Origin of the sequence: Corynebacterium phoceense (genome assembly GCF_900092335.1) — a bacterium.
Classification (GTDB): Bacteria; Actinomycetota; Actinomycetes; order Mycobacteriales; family Mycobacteriaceae; genus Corynebacterium; species Corynebacterium phoceense.
This window is the reverse complement of the sequence record NZ_LT596208.1, coordinates 704,708-719,846: the sequence shown is the minus strand read 5'-3', so window position 1 is coordinate 719,846 and position 15,139 is coordinate 704,708. Positions and strand designations below refer to the sequence as shown.

At 61.5% G+C, this 15,139-nt stretch carries 17 protein-coding genes and 4 pseudogenes; 15 read left to right on the top strand and 6 right to left on the bottom strand.

What is annotated here, in order from left to right; genetic code table 11:
* Positions 1–3 precede the first annotated feature (3 nt).
* From BN9444_RS07550 to BN9444_RS07535, 4 genes are all read left to right on the top strand, one after another.
* Positions 4–1,020, top strand: coding sequence for an ABC transporter ATP-binding protein (locus tag BN9444_RS07550; RefSeq protein WP_066493349.1), 1,017 nt, complete (start codon positions 4–6; stop codon positions 1,018–1,020).
* A 118-nt stretch (positions 1,021–1,138) separates the two neighbouring features.
* Positions 1,139–1,498: a GntR family transcriptional regulator gene (locus BN9444_RS07545; protein ID WP_066493347.1), complete on the top strand. Its 360-nt coding sequence runs from the start codon at positions 1,139–1,141 to the stop codon at positions 1,496–1,498.
* Positions 1,495–2,316 (top strand): ATP-binding cassette domain-containing protein, encoded by an 822-nt coding sequence (locus tag BN9444_RS07540; protein ID WP_066493343.1) that lies wholly within the window; start codon positions 1,495–1,497, stop codon positions 2,314–2,316. Before BN9444_RS07545 ends, BN9444_RS07540 begins: the two co-directional genes overlap by 4 nt.
* Positions 2,317–2,327: 11 nt before the next feature.
* Positions 2,328–3,041: a hypothetical protein gene (locus BN9444_RS07535; protein WP_066493339.1), complete on the top strand. Its 714-nt coding sequence runs from the start codon at positions 2,328–2,330 to the stop codon at positions 3,039–3,041.
* Between the two features lie 104 nt (positions 3,042–3,145).
* On the opposite strand, the gene BN9444_RS07530 is transcribed toward BN9444_RS07535, so the two are convergent.
* The 3 genes from BN9444_RS07530 to gatC form a co-directional block, all read right to left on the bottom strand.
* A complete protein-coding gene (locus tag BN9444_RS07530) occupies positions 3,146–4,249 on the bottom strand; it encodes a siderophore-interacting protein (protein ID WP_338078338.1) in 1,104 nt (367 codons plus the stop codon).
* Positions 4,250–4,722: 473 nt separating this feature from the next.
* Positions 4,723–6,210 carry an Asp-tRNA(Asn)/Glu-tRNA(Gln) amidotransferase subunit GatA gene (gatA, locus tag BN9444_RS07520; RefSeq protein ID WP_068801692.1) on the bottom strand — a complete coding sequence of 496 codons (1,488 nt, stop codon included), beginning with the start codon at positions 6,208–6,210 and terminating at the stop codon, positions 4,723–4,725.
* Complete coding sequence (gene gatC / locus BN9444_RS07515) at positions 6,211–6,507, bottom strand: Asp-tRNA(Asn)/Glu-tRNA(Gln) amidotransferase subunit GatC (protein ID WP_066493333.1); 297 nt, start codon at positions 6,505–6,507, stop codon at positions 6,211–6,213.
* Positions 6,508–6,691: 184 nt separating this feature from the next.
* On the opposite strand from gatC, the gene BN9444_RS07510 reads away from it, so the two are divergent.
* The 11 genes and pseudogenes from BN9444_RS07510 to BN9444_RS15140 all read left to right on the top strand — a co-directional run.
* A complete protein-coding gene (locus BN9444_RS07510) occupies positions 6,692–7,351 on the top strand; it encodes an ACT domain-containing protein (RefSeq protein ID WP_068801691.1) in 660 nt (219 codons plus the stop codon).
* Positions 7,352–7,569: 218 nt separating this feature from the next.
* Positions 7,570–7,815 carry a hypothetical protein gene (locus tag BN9444_RS07505; protein ID WP_068801690.1) on the top strand — a complete coding sequence of 82 codons (246 nt, stop codon included), beginning with the start codon at positions 7,570–7,572 and terminating at the stop codon, positions 7,813–7,815.
* A 57-nt stretch (positions 7,816–7,872) separates the two neighbouring features.
* Positions 7,873–9,057 (top strand): Nramp family divalent metal transporter, encoded by a 1,185-nt coding sequence (locus tag BN9444_RS07500; protein ID WP_011272788.1) that lies wholly within the window; start codon positions 7,873–7,875, stop codon positions 9,055–9,057.
* Between the two features lie 20 nt (positions 9,058–9,077).
* A complete protein-coding gene (locus BN9444_RS07495) occupies positions 9,078–9,467 on the top strand; it encodes an NUDIX hydrolase (RefSeq protein ID WP_005292595.1) in 390 nt (129 codons plus the stop codon).
* Between the two features lie 62 nt (positions 9,468–9,529).
* On the top strand, positions 9,530–10,105 hold the full coding sequence (locus tag BN9444_RS07490; protein WP_068801689.1) for a TetR/AcrR family transcriptional regulator: 576 nt from the start codon (positions 9,530–9,532) through the stop codon (positions 10,103–10,105).
* Positions 10,102–10,464: a DoxX family protein gene (locus BN9444_RS07485; RefSeq protein ID WP_005292602.1), complete on the top strand. Its 363-nt coding sequence runs from the start codon at positions 10,102–10,104 to the stop codon at positions 10,462–10,464. Before BN9444_RS07490 ends, BN9444_RS07485 begins: the two co-directional genes overlap by 4 nt.
* 88 nt (positions 10,465–10,552) lie before the next feature.
* On the top strand, positions 10,553–10,795 hold the full coding sequence (locus BN9444_RS07480) for a YlcI/YnfO family protein (RefSeq protein ID WP_005292604.1): 243 nt from the start codon (positions 10,553–10,555) through the stop codon (positions 10,793–10,795).
* A gap of 141 nt (positions 10,796–10,936) precedes the next feature.
* A pseudogene (locus tag BN9444_RS15475) lies at positions 10,937–11,386 on the top strand (helix-turn-helix domain-containing protein); the annotation flags it as partial.
* Positions 11,387–11,405: 19 nt separating this feature from the next.
* A pseudogene (locus tag BN9444_RS13870) lies at positions 11,406–12,325 on the top strand (IS30-like element IS1513 family transposase); the annotation flags it as partial.
* 127 nt (positions 12,326–12,452) lie between these two features.
* Positions 12,453–12,995 (top strand): annotated as a pseudogene (locus BN9444_RS15145) (transposase family protein); the annotation flags it as partial.
* Positions 12,996–12,998: 3 nt separating this feature from the next.
* Positions 12,999–13,286: pseudogene (locus BN9444_RS15140) on the top strand (IS30 family transposase); the annotation flags it as partial.
* Positions 13,287–13,334: 48 nt separating this feature from the next.
* Here the strand turns inward: BN9444_RS15140 and BN9444_RS07460 are convergent.
* The 3 genes from BN9444_RS07460 to BN9444_RS07450 all read right to left on the bottom strand — a co-directional run bounded on the left by BN9444_RS07460 (position 13,335) and on the right by BN9444_RS07450 (position 15,137).
* The gene (locus BN9444_RS07460; RefSeq protein WP_066491060.1) at positions 13,335–13,640 is read right to left on the bottom strand and encodes a winged helix-turn-helix domain-containing protein; all 306 of its coding nucleotides are present in this window, start codon (positions 13,638–13,640) and stop codon (positions 13,335–13,337) included.
* Positions 13,631–14,077: a hypothetical protein gene (locus tag BN9444_RS07455; protein WP_068801688.1), complete on the bottom strand. Its 447-nt coding sequence runs from the start codon at positions 14,075–14,077 to the stop codon at positions 13,631–13,633. The genes BN9444_RS07460 and BN9444_RS07455 overlap by 10 nt, the downstream gene beginning before the upstream one ends.
* Positions 14,078–14,192: 115 nt before the next feature.
* Positions 14,193–15,137: a hypothetical protein gene (locus BN9444_RS07450; protein ID WP_068801687.1), complete on the bottom strand. Its 945-nt coding sequence runs from the start codon at positions 15,135–15,137 to the stop codon at positions 14,193–14,195.
* Positions 15,138–15,139: the final 2 nt, after the last annotated feature.

The window sequence follows — 15,139 nt, the reverse complement described above, 5'->3', positions numbered from 1 at the left end:
TTCATGTCATCCATCACGCTTTCCCATCTCACCGTCGACTTCGGCGATGGCGCCAAAGGCCTCGACGACGTCTCGCTCGACGTTGACTCCAATGAGTTCATCGCACTCGTCGGCCCGTCGGGCTCTGGAAAGACCACGCTATTGCGTTCCATCGCGGGCTTCCTCGAGCCGACCTCCGGCACCATTTCCATCGATGGAAAGGACATCTCAAACACACCGCCGGAGCGTCGTTGTATGGGGATGGTTTTCCAGCAACACGCCGTATGGCCACATATGTCCGTCGCTGACAACGTGGCCTACCCGCTGAAAATGGCCAAGGTCGGCCATGCAGACCGCAGCGCCCGCGTCCACCGTGCACTCGAACTGGTCGGTCTCGGCGACTTCGGCCGCCGCAAGCCAGTCAGCCTTTCCGGCGGACAACGCCAGCGCGTCGCACTCGCCCGCGCCATCGTCGCCGATCCCACCGTGCTGCTCTTGGACGAGGCTCTCTCCGCCCTCGACGAGCCGCTGCGTGATTCTCTGCGCCGCGAACTCGTCTCGCTCACCCGTCGCGAAGGTCTCACCACGGTCCACGTCACCCACGATCGCGCCGAGGCCTTGGCCATCGCGGACCGGATTGTGGTTCTCGACAAGGGCCGCATCCAGCAAGTTGCCACACCGCAGAAACTTCTCGCCCGCCCCGCGAGTCCCCAAGTGGCCGCGTTCATCGCGGATGCCACAATTCTCGACGCCCACCGCGACGCACACGAGGTGATCTGTCCTTCGTTTGGTCTTTCGTGGCCCGCGCCCGATTCCGCAGACATCTCGTGCGTCGGTGTCCTGCCTTCCCACGTCGAGCTCACCGCTCCCGGCACTCCCGGTGCTGTCGATGCCATCGTGACCTCGGCGCTCTTCGAATACAACCGTTTCTCGGTCACTGCCCAGGTCGGAGCCGACACGACCTTCCGCGCCTCAACCACCACGCGGCCCGACGTTGGCGACACGGTGGGGCTTCGCATCAGTACGCCGCTTATGTATTAGCCCCACGCCCGCGGTTCCTCTTGACCGCGGGTCTTCTTTTCTCTAAGGTTACCCACATAGGTGGTAAACCCCCTAACCCAAACACCTTTCCCTAACACTCACAACGAAAGGAGGCTCCATGAGCGACTCCCGCCCCTTGTATCAACAGCTCGCTGGCGGCATTCGGGACATGATTATCTCGGGCCAGCTCGGCCCCGGCGATCGCGCCCCGAGCACCAACGAGCTCTCCGCGTTCCACTCGGTCAACCCGACCACAGCTGCCAAGGCGCTCACGGTGCTCCACGATGAAGGACTGCTGGAAAAGCGGCGCGGGCTCGGCATGTTCGTCACGCCCGAGGCCCGCGACCACGTCCAGAAACAACGCCGTTCAGCACTGCGCGAGGACTTCATCGCACCCCTTCTCGCCGAGGCTCGCGCGCTCGGCCTATCTCAGACAGAACTCATCGATCTCATCCGTGCCGAAGGAGACCAGCCGTGAACACCATTTCGCTCGACGACGTCCACGTCAAAGACTTCCTACGCGCCGACTCGCTGAAGCTTGCCCCCGGACTCTACGGAGTCATCGGCCCCAATGGCGCCGGAAAGACCACGCTCATGCGGGTCATTGCGGGGCATCTACCGGCGTCCGACGGTACGGTCGACTGCGCGACGACCGCCCTCGCTCGGACCGGGCACGATATTGCGCTCGCTGGCTGGACCGTGGCCGACCATCTCGATATCGCCCGGCGTGCACGAGGCGCGCTCGACCTCGACTACGCCCGAAACCTGCTCGAGCGCTTCGACCTGGCAGAGAAGTCGCGGTGTTCTAAGCTCTCGACCGGCCAGCGACAGATCCTCGCCGTGATTACGGCACTTGCGGCCCGCACTCCCATCACGCTGCTCGATGAGCCCTTCAACGGCCTCGACGCCCCGACTCGTTCCACGTTGCGTGAGATACTCATCGACCATGCTGCACAGACCTCGGACTGGACGCTCCTCATCTCGTCGCATCGCGCCGAGGACCTCGCCGGGCTTGCCGATGCCCTCGTCATCCTTCAGGCCGGCATCGCCACCGGCCCCGTCCAACTCGATGAGCAACGCGCGCTATTCCCTTCGCTCACCGGAGAAACCAGCGCCGTTGACGCGGCCATTAAGGAACTAGACGCCGAAGTCCTCGACCGCCAGACGCTCGGCCCAACGACGCGCGCGCTCGTTCGCGCCACTCATGCCCCAGCCGATCTGCCCGCCACCGTAACAGTGGAACACCCCGACGACGCGCAGCTCATCGACTCCATCGTCACCGCCGCCAAGCACTAAGGAGCCCTATCATGCCCACTCTTTTTGCCGCCCAGCGACCGCTACCCCTCGTCTTCGGCATTCTCATCATTGTTCTCGCCATTGGCGATTACTTCATTCCCCGCGACTACCACGCCGTCACTATCAACCCGGCTGGCTGGATTATCTGGTCAGCGTTCCTTTGGGGCGTATTCGCAACTCTCACCGCGACGCAGTTTCGCACGCTGCGCAGCCTCGACATGCCACAGAAGATATGGCAACGCGCAACCCACGGTGTCATCATTTGCGGCTCAGTGGTATTCGGCATCATCGCTGCGGCCGCGCACTACGTCGCGCAAGGAATTGGCGTTCCCGTCGACAGCTCCTTCGAGGTCTATTTCGATTCCACACCAGAGGTCTATTTACCTGACGGGCACGTCGATTACGCCGCTGCCCAACCTGATTGGCGCCTCATCGCCCTCACCGTCCTCGGCTTCATCGTCACCTATCTTCTCGCGGGGTACATGGGGGCCGGGACTGGTCTCTTGTTCGCGAGCTTGCGCGTTCGCGGCCTGCCAGCGCAAATCCTCGCACTGTTCGCTCTGCTTGTCCTCGTCTATTGGCTCGCACTCCTCGCGAGTAAGGTGATTTACGCTGCAGTCGGGTATGTTTCGGCCCCCTTCCCGGGACTTTTCGTCTTCGGCGGGATTGCCGTCACTGTCGGCGCGCTCCTTGTCTGGCGCCTGCCGCGGCACGTTCATCCTTAGCCTCCTCACAAAGGCACTATGCCAATAGCAATAAGCCCTGGTCACGAAAAATCCTCATTTTTCGCGACCAGGGCTTATTGCTTTCGGAACATTGCCGTCGTGGGCTAGAGCTCGCGCGTGGCGGCTTCCTCTTCGACTTCCAGCTCGGCGACAAAGTCCCGCTTGGAGGCCTGCCACTCGTCTTCGGTCATGCGCAGGCGCCAGTACCCGGAGATCGACGCGTCGCGCTTCGATACGCCGCGGTTAACAAAGAGGTAGCGGCGCAGCGACTTGATCATCTCAGCCACGCCGTGGACGAACCAGCCGATGTTGCCATCTGGGACCTGGTAGGTACGGACGGCATCGGAAAGCGCGGTGCCGGGCATCTCTCCGTTGCGGTAGACGGAGCGGACCTCGGACTCGGGGTTCTCCGGCATAGGAATTTCGTGGCCCGGTGCCTCGACCTCAATAAAAGCGACCGCCGTCGAGCCCGCCGGAATCTTCTCCAGCGCCGCGGCAACCGCGGGGGCAGCCGCCTCGTCACCGGCGAGCACGAAGTGGTCGTAGTCGGCCGTCGGCGCCCAGCCGCCGCCGGGGCCAGCAAAGGCGAAGCTCTCGCCCACCTGGACGTCGCGCGCCCACGGACCAGCCAAGCCCGTGTCGCCGTGGAGTACGAAGTCGATGGACATTTCGCCCGTCGTCGTGTCCACGGTGCGCAGCGTGTACGTGCGGGTTACGGGGCGCAGGTGCTTGGGCTGCGTGTCCTTGATGTGCCCCAGGTCGAAGGGCCAGGAGTAATCGGCACCCTCCGGGACAAACAGGATCTTGATGTAGTGGTCTGTCTTATCGAGCTCACGCCCAATGATGCCCGGCGCCGTCGCAAAGAGGCGCACCATGTCGGGCGAGATCTGCTCCTTGCCCGTAATCGTCGCCTCGATGGCTGTGCGACCCTTCTTCTTTGGCGGTTCGGGCCGTGACTCCTGCTGGACAGAGCCCGCTGCAAGGAACTGCGCGCGCCGTTCTTCCTTCTCCTGGTAGCGGCGCGCCTTAGCATCGTGCTTCGCGCGCTTGCGGTCCGCGTAGGAGGCGGCATAGAGATCGGCGCGGCCCGCCGCCATGCCCTCACGATAGCCTTCGGCGTAGGCGGCGGCATACCCGGCTTTGAATCCCTCAGTCCACTCAGGCGACGGGTTGATCGGTGCGGATGCAGGTTGCTGCTCAGCGCTCATGGTGCCTCCTCTAGGTTCAACTAGAAGCAAAGGCTACCCTAACTCAAATGAGCATTTCTAATCGCGGGGGTGGTTGTCCCTCCGCGCGCGAAGCCCCAAGACTCCCATAACCGTTGTGGAAACCACCAGCACCGCGGCGATGGACACCAAGATAACCGGGCTAGCCGATGTCGTCTGCAAGAGCCCCTTGGCCGCCAGTACAAACAACGTCACAAGAGCGACAAACGACACGAGGGATACGATTTGGGCCGCGCGGAACACGATCTCCTCCTTAAGGTCTACGTGGCCCCTACCCTAACAAAGGCACGTGCATGCCGTGCCCGGACTTGTAGAACTGGGCGCAGTGACGCCACCAGTAAAAGGAACACTCAATGCGTACGCGCGCGAGCACGACGCAGCGCAGTAGGACTTAGACGAAAGCCCCAGTTCATAGTGTGGACAGTGTGAACTGGGGGCTTGATGCGCGTTAAGGCCTACTTGTTGCGGCCAGCCTCGTACGCGGCGCCCACCTTGTACAGGCGGTCATCCTGGAACGCCGGCGCCATGATCTGCAGGCCGGTGGGCAGGTTGGTGTCCGAAGCCAGACCGGACGGCACGGACATGCCGCACACGCCGGCGAGGTTGAGCGGCAGGGTGCACAGATCGAAGTTGTACATCGCCATCGGATCCTCGACCTTCTCGCCCAGCTTGAAGGCCGTGGTCGGGGTGGTCGGAGACACGAGGACGTCAGCAACCTCGAAGGCCTTGGCGAAGTCCTGGGCGATGAGCGTACGCACGCGCTGCGCCTGGAGGTAGTACGCGTCGTAGTAGCCGACGGACAGGGCGTAGGTACCCAGCATGATGCGGCGCTTGACCTCGGGGCCGAAGCCGGCGGCACGGGACATGGACATGACCTCTTCGGAGGAGTGCGTGCCGTCGTCGCCAACACGCAGGCCGTAACGCATGCCATCGAAACGAGCGAGGTTCGAAGAGACCTCACACGGCATGATGAGGTAGTACGCAGCGAGAGCGTCGTCGAAGTGCGGGCAGTCAACCTCGACGATCTCAGCACCCTGGGAACGCAGCTGCTCCACGGCGGCGTGGTAGGCCTCCATGACGCCGTCCTGCCAGCCGTCGCGCTCGAACTGCTTGATAAGACCCACCTTGACGCCGGTGAGGTCGCCGTTGGCGCCTTCCTTGGCGGCGGCGACAACCGGGGCAACCGGCTTATCCACGGAGGTGGCGTCGAAAGCGTCGTGGCCGGCGATGATCTCGTGGAGCAGCGCAGTATCAAGCACGGTCGTGGCACACGGACCCGCCTGGTCCAGGGAGGACGCCGCAGCAATGAGGCCGTAGCGCGAGACGGTGCCGTAGGTCGGCTTCACACCCACGGTGTTGGTGAGGGCGGCCGGCTGACGAATGGATCCGCCTGTGTCGGTGCCGATGCCCAGCGGGGCCTGGCCGGAAGCCAGGGCCGCCGCGGTGCCGCCGCCGGAGCCGCCCGGGGTGCGGTCCGTGTCGTACGGGTTGTGGGCCGGGCCGTAGGCAGAGTTCTCGTTGGAGGAGCCCATGGCGAATTCGTCGAGGTTCGTCTTGCCCAGGATCGGGATGCCAGCCTCGCGCAGCTTCTTCACGAGCGTCGCGTCATACGGGGACATCCAGCCCTCCAGCATCTTGGAGGCCGCGGTCGTGGGGGCATCGGTCGTTACGAGCAGGTCCTTGAGCGCGAGCGGGACGCCAGCCAGCGCAGAGGCCGGGGCCTCACCAGCGTCGAGGGCCTTATCGACGGCATCGGCAGCAGCAAGTGCTTCCTCAGCGCCGACGTGGAGGAAGGAGTTGAGCTCGCCGTTGGTCTCCGCGATGCGATCGAGGAAAGCCTGAGTGACCGCGCGGGAGGTCAGCTCGCGGGAGTGAATCTTCTCCGCCAATTCAGCGGCGGTAAGGGAGGTAATCCCCTCAGTAGGTGCGATAAAAGTCGACATTTACTCTCCTCCCAGAATCTGCGGAACGACGAAGCGATCGTCTTCGCGAGCCGGCGCCTGGTCCAGGGCCTGCTCGGCGTTGAGCAAGCGAATGACCTTGTCCTCACGCATGGGCGCGTCCACGGAGTGCGGGTGGCTCATAGGTTCCACGCCCTCAGCATCGACCTTGCCCACGGCCGAGACCGAGTCCACAATCTTGTCGATCTGGCTGGCGAACTGCTCCAGCTCCTCGTCGCTTAAAGCCAAGCGGGAAAGCTTGGCCAAGTGCGCGACCTCTTCACGCGAAATCTCAGACACGCGAACTCCATCCTTTAATTCAGATACGTCTGTGTAGCTAGGCAACCATGTTACTGCACTGTCCAGCATGCGGCGGCACGGGGCGCTCACTCCCCTCACCCATAGGGTTGGACCAATTCCTTGTGGAGTGATCCACGACACGAGTACCATGGGGCGGAACGCCCAAATCCATCGAAAGTTTGCCATGTCCTTCCTTATCCGAGTCATCCTTCCCGACACACCCGGCAGCCTCGGCCAGCTCGCCGAGGCATTTGGCATCGCCGGCGCGAACATCCAGTCGGTGGATATTGTTGAGACATCCCCCGAGGGTTCCGTCACCGATGACATCGTGGTGGAGCTGCCCGCCGGCACCATGGCAGACGTCCTCTTTACCGCCGCCAACGAGGTCGACGGCGTCGAGATCGACTCCATCCGCCCCTTCAGCGGCACCGTCGACCGCCGCGGCCAGATCTCACTGCTCGCCCGCGTCGCCGCGAAGCATGACACGACCGCCGCCATGCAGGAGGTCTGCGCCGCCATGCCGCAAGCGCTCACCTCCACGTGGGCCATCGTTATCGACAACAATGAGCCCATCCATCGCATTGCTGCTTCCGATGCCGCCCCCGAGGACGATGGCACCATCCCCTCCTCCATTGCTGTGGACAGCGCCCGCGTCCTCCACCCTGAACGCGAAGACTGGATCCCGGAGTCCTGGGCCCTTCTCGATTCGGCGCTGGCCGCCACTCCGCTCAGCAACACCGGCCTCGTCATGGTCATCGGCCGAGTAGGCGGACCCGACTACTTGGCCTCCGAGGTCGACCACTTGGGGCACTTGGGCACGATTTTGGGTGCTTTTGTGAAATAAGTATCCGATCGCGGCGCGCACCGCTACGATCGGATAATGTCTTAAACGATCGAAGTTCAATCGCCTTCGATCGTTTCGTCATTGACGCTCTTCCTCATGTGGCCCGCCGTAGAAATGGAAGAACTCCTATGGACGTCGCACGCGCCCTTGTACCGCCGAGCACGGGCGAAGCAACCCGCAACGGACGACTCCCCGCGTGTTTTCGCTAGTCTGACGGCATGGAGGAAAAGAAGCTCACTAGCCTCATCTTCGGAAACGTCGTTATCGAATCCTCGTTCATGGGCGGAAGCCTGCGCGTCTACAGCCCGGACATGCGCTCCTATTCCGAGCTCACGCACCACGGCATCACGCTCAAGTCCCCACTCGACGAGCTGTGCGAGCACATCTTTCGCGACGTCGAAAGCGAGCTGGAGAAGCACTACCCGGGAGGCGTAGCACGAGCTCGCCGGGAACCCCTGGCTTGAACATATGGCGATGAAAGCTAGACTTCAAGTAGTTGAACTTTTGGTATGGAGATGCCTATGCGTAAGACCTTAATCAGCCTCACCGGCCCCGCCTTCGTTGCTGCAGTGGCTTACGTCGACCCCGGCAACGTAGCCGCCAACATCAGCGCCGGCTCCCACTACGGCTACCTCCTGGTGTGGGTACTCGTCGTGGCCAACCTCATGGCCATGTTCATCCAGTACCACTCCGCCAAACTGGGCCTAGTCACCCACCGCTCCCTGCCGGAAATCATGGGCGAGCGTCTCTCCCGCCGCGCGCGCCTAGGCATGTGGGCCCAGGCCGAGCTCATCGCCGCGGCCACCGACCTCGCCGAAGTCATCGGCGGCGCCATTGCCCTGCAACTCCTCTTCAACCTCCCCCTGTTCGCGGGCGCGCTCATCATCGGCGCGGTCTCCATCATTCTCCTCATCTTCCAGAAGAAGAACCAGTGGTTCGAGGGGCTTGTCATCGGCCTGCTCCTGGTCATCTGCATCGGCTTCCTTGCCGGCCTCGCCATCGCCCCGCCCGACCCCGCCGACGTGGCCGGCGGCCTCATCCCCCGCCTAGAGGGCAAGGACAGCATCCTGCTGGCCGCCTCCATGTTGGGCGCCACCGTCATGCCGCACGCCATTTACCTACACTCCTCCCTGACCAAGCAGCGCTACCCCGACCTGGAAATCCCCCACGTGCTGGCCGGCACCCGCGCGGACATCGCCGTGGCGCTGTCCATCGCCGGGCTCGTCAACGTGGGCCTGCTGGTCCTGGCGGGCTCGGCCCTCTACGGCGTGGACGGCACAGAGACCATCTCCGGGGCCCACACGGCGATTGCCAGCCACCTCGGCCCGCTGGCCGGCGTTCTCTTCGCCATCGGCCTGCTGGCCAGCGGCCTCGCCTCGACGTCAGTGGGCGCCTACGCCGGCTCCGAAATCATGGACGGCCTGCTTCACATCAAGGTCCCCCTACTAGTCCGCCGCCTGGTCACGCTCATCCCGGCGCTGGTCATCATCGGCTGCGGGGTCGACCCCACTATGGCACTGGTGGTCAGCCAGGCACTTCTTTCCCTGGGCATCCCCTTCGCCATCATCCCGCTTTTCCGCTATGCCGGCTCCCGGGACGTCATGGGTGAGTTCGCCGCGAAACCCTGGTCTATGGCCGTGGGCTGGACGCTTGCCGCGCTGGTCATCGCACTCAATCTCGCCCTCGTGCTCCTGCCGCTGCTCTAGGCCGCCTACAATCAGCAGCCATGATTGAAGTAGCAGCCGTCGTCATCCGCAACCCACAAGGCCACGTGCTTACCGTGCGCAAGAAGTCCTCCACCAAGTACCAACTGCCCGGCGGCAAGCCCGAGGCGGGCGAGGCGCTTGTCGACGCCGCCCTGCGCGAAGTTGCCGAAGAAGTAGGCCTCACCCTCGACGCCGAGAGCCTCAACAAACTCGGCACCTTCGACGCTCCCGCCGCCAACGAACCGGGCGAGGTCGTCGTCGGCACCATCTTCACCTACACCCGCACCGTCACCGCCGACGAACCCCATGCCGCCGCCGAAATCGGCGACACCGCCTGGGTCAACCCAGCAGCCCCCGACCGCGAGCTTGCACACCTGCTGCGCGACCGCGTCTTCCCCACGCTGGCCTAGCGCCAACCGTCAACACTTCGGCGTCATTGACCTCGAAACCATCAAGAGCTACCCTTTTGAACATGTTCACTGAACACGTTCACTCATTGCGCTCGGCCGCCAAAGCTGGCACCGTCAGCAAGGTCCTAGCCACCGCCTACGAACTCTTCCTCACTCAGGGCTACGCCACCACCAGCATCCGGACTATCGCATCCGAAGCTGGCGTTAGCGTGGGAACCGTCATGGGAGTCGGCGACAAACAAACGCTGCTCATCCGCACCATTGGCCAACACATTTCAGAACTCCACGATGACATCCGGGGACAATCCGATAGCCTTCTCGATGTCCTGAGACCTTTCCTCCAGATGTTTACCGGCCACGAAGAGCTCTCCCGCGCCTTTGGCGCAGCACTCATCCAACAAGGCAATCAAGGCGAAGCGCTCACCGCACTCAAAACGCTCCTGATCGATGAAATCACCCTGCGACTCGGCACCAGGCTCAGCAGCGCCGATGCGGCCGAGTACGCCGACCTGCTGTACAACGTCTACCTCGGCCTACTCATCGGCTGGGCCGCCGGAATCTACGACACCGAGCACCTCACATCCCAAGCCGCCTCATCGATCGAACGCCTCAACACCGCATTCGGAGTAACCCAATGATCCTAGAATCTTCCCCAGCCTGGCCCTCCCTTCTACTAGCAGCCATTCTGCTTGGCGACGCCGCCCTCTCCCTCAAACCAGTCCCCTTCATCGAAGCCTGCCTCAGCGGCGTCAAACTCCCCAAGGACTGGTGGTGGGCGCTCATTGTCATCAAGTGCCTCGCCGCCGTAGGACTCATTGCCGGCCTCTGGTTCCCCGGCGTAGGAATCACAGCCATGATTGGAGTCATCGCCTATTTCTGCGCGGCCGCAGCAGCCCATGTCCGCGCCCACTTCCTCGGTAGCGCATTCTGGATCAACTGCTTAGGCATGCTCGCATTCTCCATCGGAGTACTGATCCTGACGCTCGCACTGAATTAAGACACCAGTCAACCTTTCACGGCTTCCTGAAGGCAGATACATCATTGCACCTCTTGAATGATGACTTGATGCTTTCTACCCTAAAGGTATGCGCACGACGATAAACCTCCCGCCGAAACTCCTTGAAGAAACGAAGGTCCAAGCCAAAGCCAACAATGTCACTTTGAGCTCATACGTCGAAGAGGCGGTCCGCGCTGCCCTCAAGAAGGAAGCCCGCATCAGTACCGAAGACACCCCCGTTAACCTGCCCTCCTTCGATTGCGGCGGACCGGCTCTAGTTGATCTCAGCAACAAAGAAGCTGTGTGGGCGGTACTCGATGATCATTCCTGATGTCAATATTCTCGTTTATGCCTTCCACTCCGCTGCACCGCAACATAAACCCGCTCAACAATGGCTAAGTAGTGCTCTAAATCGGCATGAAACAATTGGACTCCTGGATGTTGTGGCAACGGGCGTGCTGTCAAGGGGTGAATGCGCCACTTCGACCGGGAGGTAGTTGTGACGCGTTGGACTCCGAAGGATGTTAAGGATGCTGCTGTTGAGCGCGTGGTGGCAGGCGAGGCAGTTAGCCTGGTCGCGCGTGATGTGGGTGTAGGCCCCGAATCGGTTTACGGTTGGTTGAGGGTAAGAGGTGTCGAACCTCCAGGCAGGCGTGCGAGTCGTTTGCGTGATCCGTTTGTCCGTGAGGCTGTTGGGTTGGTGCGTGCAGGTATGTCGATCAGTCAAGCAGCACAGACTGTTGGAATATCGACTGGCTTGCTTCACAGCAGGTTAAAGAAAGCTGGTGTAATCGAAGTGCGGCCTAGACGCGCCCACTTGTCACCTGATGAACGTGCCCAGGCCGTGGAGCGAGTGCTTGCTGGTGAGAGCTGTCAGACAGTGGCTGATGCTATCGGTGTGCATCCTTCTACCGTGTATGGGTGGATAAGGAAGCAGCGGTATGCGAAGTTACGCCGGCAGCGACATCGTCGAACGCCTGATGAGGCGGTGGTGTCTTTGCCAGATACAGGCAAGAAGCTGGGTAAAGATTCTGTTATGCCAGCACCGATGAAAACTCAAGCCGTTGATGGATTTCCTAGCGGCGTATTCGACAAACACGCCTTAGTAGGGCGTGGTCGCAGGCTTACTGTTGAAGACCGTGTTGCTATTGAAGCGGGATGTCGTGTCGGTGATTCGGCACGAGCCATCGCGCAGAAAATAAATAGGCACCACAGTGTCGTCGCTCGTGAAATCACCCGTAATGGTTGGAAGATCGTCGATGAGGACGGCACAGAGCAGCTGCGGTATAACGCCCACAACGCTGCTGTTTCTACTGCTGGTCGGATGGTGCGGCCAAAACTACGCAAGCTCGATGAAAGCCCAACGCTTCGGGGTGGAGTAGTCGATTGCCTTGCCCGCAGGTGGTCACCTGGGCGCATTAGTGCATGGCTTGAGCATGCTTTCAGCGATGATGAAAGCATGCGTATTTCCCACGAAGCGATCTACAGTGCCTTATACATTCAAGGCAAAGGCAGCCTGCGAGCCGAGCTTGAAGAAGTCATGAAGACTAAAGACGTACTTATCCGCGGCGGCTCAACACGCAAGCGTCGTGCCCGAAACGCTGGCGTGTTAACCGGTCGCCCTTGGATCAAAGGTGCTGAGATCACCCACCGCAGCCCGGAAGCTGATGACAGGGCTATTCCCGGGCACTGGGAGGGCGACCTTGTTATTGGTAAAGGTGGCAAAAGCGCGCTGATTACCCTAGTAGAGCGCACCAGCCGTTACACCCTGCTTGGACACCTTCCCGATGAGCACAGTTCACACACCGTGGTCGCAACCCTGCAGGACATGGTCAAAGACCTCAACACCGAGCAGCTAAAAGGGCTCTTCCGGTTTTAGAGTGCATTGATTAGTTCGCCGGGGGTTCGGGCGTGGCACAAGATATTGGGGTCCTTGGCTTTGTAGGAATAAGGGTGTCTAATCCATCCGTACAAACCAAGGACCTACTGTGCAGCCTAACGGAAATGTCATCGTCGATACCATCTGCCGCACCGCAGAACTAGGAGTTACTATCACCGGGGCCGCAGAACACGGCGATGTCACCGTCATCGAAGCCGAGCCCGTCGAGCCCATCAATGAATGCCCCACGTGCGGTCAGCCTGGAGTATTCCGCGACCACGTCATCCGCAGCCTGGTCGATCTGCCCATCGTCGGCCACCCAACACGCCTTCATGTGCGCCTTCCACGCTACCGGTGCACCAACAAGCGCTGCTTGCAGAAGATCTTCCGCGCGGGCCTTACCTGCGCGCCCGACAATTCAAAGACCACGGACAGGGTGACCCGCTGGATACTGCAACGACTCTGCCTAGATCGGATGAGCGTTGCCGCTGCAGCCAAGTCATTAGGCCTGGGGTGGGATACCACCAACGCCTTGGCCTTAGCCGCTGTCCAGGACTTGATCTACAACGACGAGCACTACCTCGACGGGGTCAAGGTCATCGGTGTTGATGAGCATCGCTGGTCGCACAACCGACGCACATGGCGCGACGGATNGGACCAAGGCGCAGAAATGGCTGTCACAGCACAAGTCCAGATTAAAGACGGCTGCCAGGTGTTTTTCTGTGAACCGCACTCACCGTGGCAGAGACCAACCAACGAGAACACCAACGGCGAGATCAGGCGCAGGTTCTACAAAAAGGGCACCGACTTTGCCACCGTCACACCCGAACATGTCGCGTGGGTGCAAAATGAGCTCAACGAAACACCCCGACAAATCCTCGGCGGCGCAACCCCACGTGAAATACTTAACGAACTATTCAAGCGTGGCGCATCCACCGCTTGATTCCGCCCTGCATGACTGGCTTTCCCGTATCCCAGATAACCCCGTTGTTTAAGTAAGCCCCGCCACGAGGCGGTCCAGTGCTTCCAGGTACTGTGCGAAGGCCCGGCGACCCGAACGAGTGAGTCGAAGACGTGTCACGGGTGTGCGCCCCTCGAAATCTTTTGAAATCTTTAACAAGCCGGCCTCCTCAAGGAGCGTCGCATGCTTCGTGAGCAACGAATAGCTCACCCCCAACTCGTCTTTGAGGGTCTGATAATCCACCGAATCCACGCTATTGAGCGCCGCCATGACACTGAGCCGCACCGGCGAGTGAATGGGGGTGCCAAGGGCCTGGCGTGCCTCGCTTAGCTCCACAGTTCCCCCTTGCGCAGCAGGTAGACACCGCACCACCCCGCAGGCGCAGCGCAGAGCACCGCGACAAGCGTGGTCACCGACCAGTGCGTGTCGTGCGGGTCTACCCACCGCGGCCACACCAGATCAAAGAACAGGAAGGAGACCACGATAAATCCGAAGGCAGCAACAAGCTTGGTCATAAATCCTCGAGGATGAGCCTTCCTCGCCTGTTGCAACAGCACAACTACGAGGCACAGAACGAAGAGGTACAGCGCGACCACGACGGCACGGATGAGCCCACCCCATTCCCAATTGGCCGCCTGAAAGTTCACCGCAAGGAGCACAGCGGAGCTTGCCGCCAACACGAGCAAGAGAATGCCTTCACGCTTATTGACGTGCGCGAGCGGCGTAGCGGCTTTCGCCGCCGAGCTAAAACGTCCGCCTTCCCGAGTGTCCATGATCTGCCCCTTTCCTTATCGAACCATACCTTCACTTTCCATAGTAGCAAGCGCTTAACGATTCGTGAAGCTCTTGACAAATCGTTACTGCCAGGAGAAAAGAGCACATGCAACGTCACTCGTCGGCGTCACGCCGCGCACTGTCACCGTGCGGCCCCTCGCCCCGCACGGCCTCGAGAGTCTCGGCACCATCTTCACGATCCGCGTCAGGCTCCGACCACTGCGCCTTCTTCTGCTCCGACTTCCGGTGCTTGCGTACCGCCGTGATGGCGAAGATGATGCCCAAGACAATCGGCACCCAAATCTTCGTGTACTCGAGCAGGAAGTCGAGCCACGCGGGTATATCAAACTCCGGGAACTCCCAGTCCGGTACGGGGATAGTCGGCAGATCGATGTGCGGGAAATGCGGCACGGGCAGTGTGACGGCCGGCGGCGAGGGCAGTTGCCAGTCCGGAAAATCAACATCGGGGATAAAGCTCAGCAGCCACCCGATAAATCGTTTGACGATCGGCCCGAGTACAAGAACGGCGAGCGCCCAGCCGCCTTTGCCCAAACCGGTCGCAATGGGAAACGCCACGCGCTTGAAGGTCGACGACTCCATTGCCGCGCGACGCTTGGCCCCGCGCGAGCCCGCGGGCGGCTCGAACTCCACGACCTCTGTCCCGTTGCGGTAATCGACGTCGAGGAGCTCGCCGAACATGTTGGTCTGCACGCGAAGATGCGGTTTCGTGCGCGCGGTGCCGGACGTGGTCATTGAGGAAAGCTTCTTTCCGCTGTGGCGGCGCAGCGGTATCCGGCCGTTCGATGCGGAATCAAACCTTCCCCACACGTCCCCGTCGACCTTCACACGTAGACGCACCGGTGGGCTGGACGCCCACGCCTTGAGGCGCTCGCGCAGATCGGCATCGAGAGGCGGATCCGTATAGGGAGTCGGATTCCCGTCGTCGCCAGTCGGGACGGCCTGCGGCCACGACGGATCGAGCTCCTTGAATTCCGCGTCATAACCACGCTCGACCTCGATAAGGCCTACATCGGGGTGATTAAGGCTCCACGTCTCCATGA

Bases quoted from the DNA above. Each gene is read 5' to 3' on its own strand.
- BN9444_RS07550 (WP_066493349.1), top strand. From the start codon at position 4: ATGTCATCCATCACGCTTTCCCATCTCACCGTCGACTTCGGCGATGGC.
- BN9444_RS07545 (WP_066493347.1), top strand. From the start codon at position 1,139: ATGAGCGACTCCCGCCCCTTGTATCAACAGCTCGCTGGCGGCATTCGG.
- BN9444_RS07535 (WP_066493339.1), top strand. From the start codon at position 2,328: ATGCCCACTCTTTTTGCCGCCCAGCGACCGCTACCCCTCGTCTTCGGC.
- BN9444_RS07530 (WP_338078338.1), bottom strand. From the start codon at position 4,249: ATGAGCGCTGAGCAGCAACCTGCATCCGCACCGATCAACCCGTCGCCT.
- gatA (WP_068801692.1), bottom strand. From the start codon at position 6,210: ATGTCGACTTTTATCGCACCTACTGAGGGGATTACCTCCCTTACCGCC.
- BN9444_RS07510 (WP_068801691.1), top strand. From the start codon at position 6,692: ATGTCCTTCCTTATCCGAGTCATCCTTCCCGACACACCCGGCAGCCTC.
- BN9444_RS07505 (WP_068801690.1), top strand. From the start codon at position 7,570: ATGGAGGAAAAGAAGCTCACTAGCCTCATCTTCGGAAACGTCGTTATC.
- BN9444_RS07500 (WP_011272788.1), top strand. From the start codon at position 7,873: ATGCGTAAGACCTTAATCAGCCTCACCGGCCCCGCCTTCGTTGCTGCA.
- BN9444_RS07495 (WP_005292595.1), top strand. From the start codon at position 9,078: ATGATTGAAGTAGCAGCCGTCGTCATCCGCAACCCACAAGGCCACGTG.
- BN9444_RS07490 (WP_068801689.1), top strand. From the start codon at position 9,530: ATGTTCACTGAACACGTTCACTCATTGCGCTCGGCCGCCAAAGCTGGC.
- BN9444_RS07485 (WP_005292602.1), top strand. From the start codon at position 10,102: ATGATCCTAGAATCTTCCCCAGCCTGGCCCTCCCTTCTACTAGCAGCC.
- BN9444_RS07480 (WP_005292604.1), top strand. From the start codon at position 10,553: ATGCGCACGACGATAAACCTCCCGCCGAAACTCCTTGAAGAAACGAAG.
- BN9444_RS07455 (WP_068801688.1), bottom strand. From the start codon at position 14,077: ATGGACACTCGGGAAGGCGGACGTTTTAGCTCGGCGGCGAAAGCCGCT.
- BN9444_RS07450 (WP_068801687.1), bottom strand. From the start codon at position 15,137: ATGGAGACGTGGAGCCTTAATCACCCCGATGTAGGCCTTATCGAGGTC.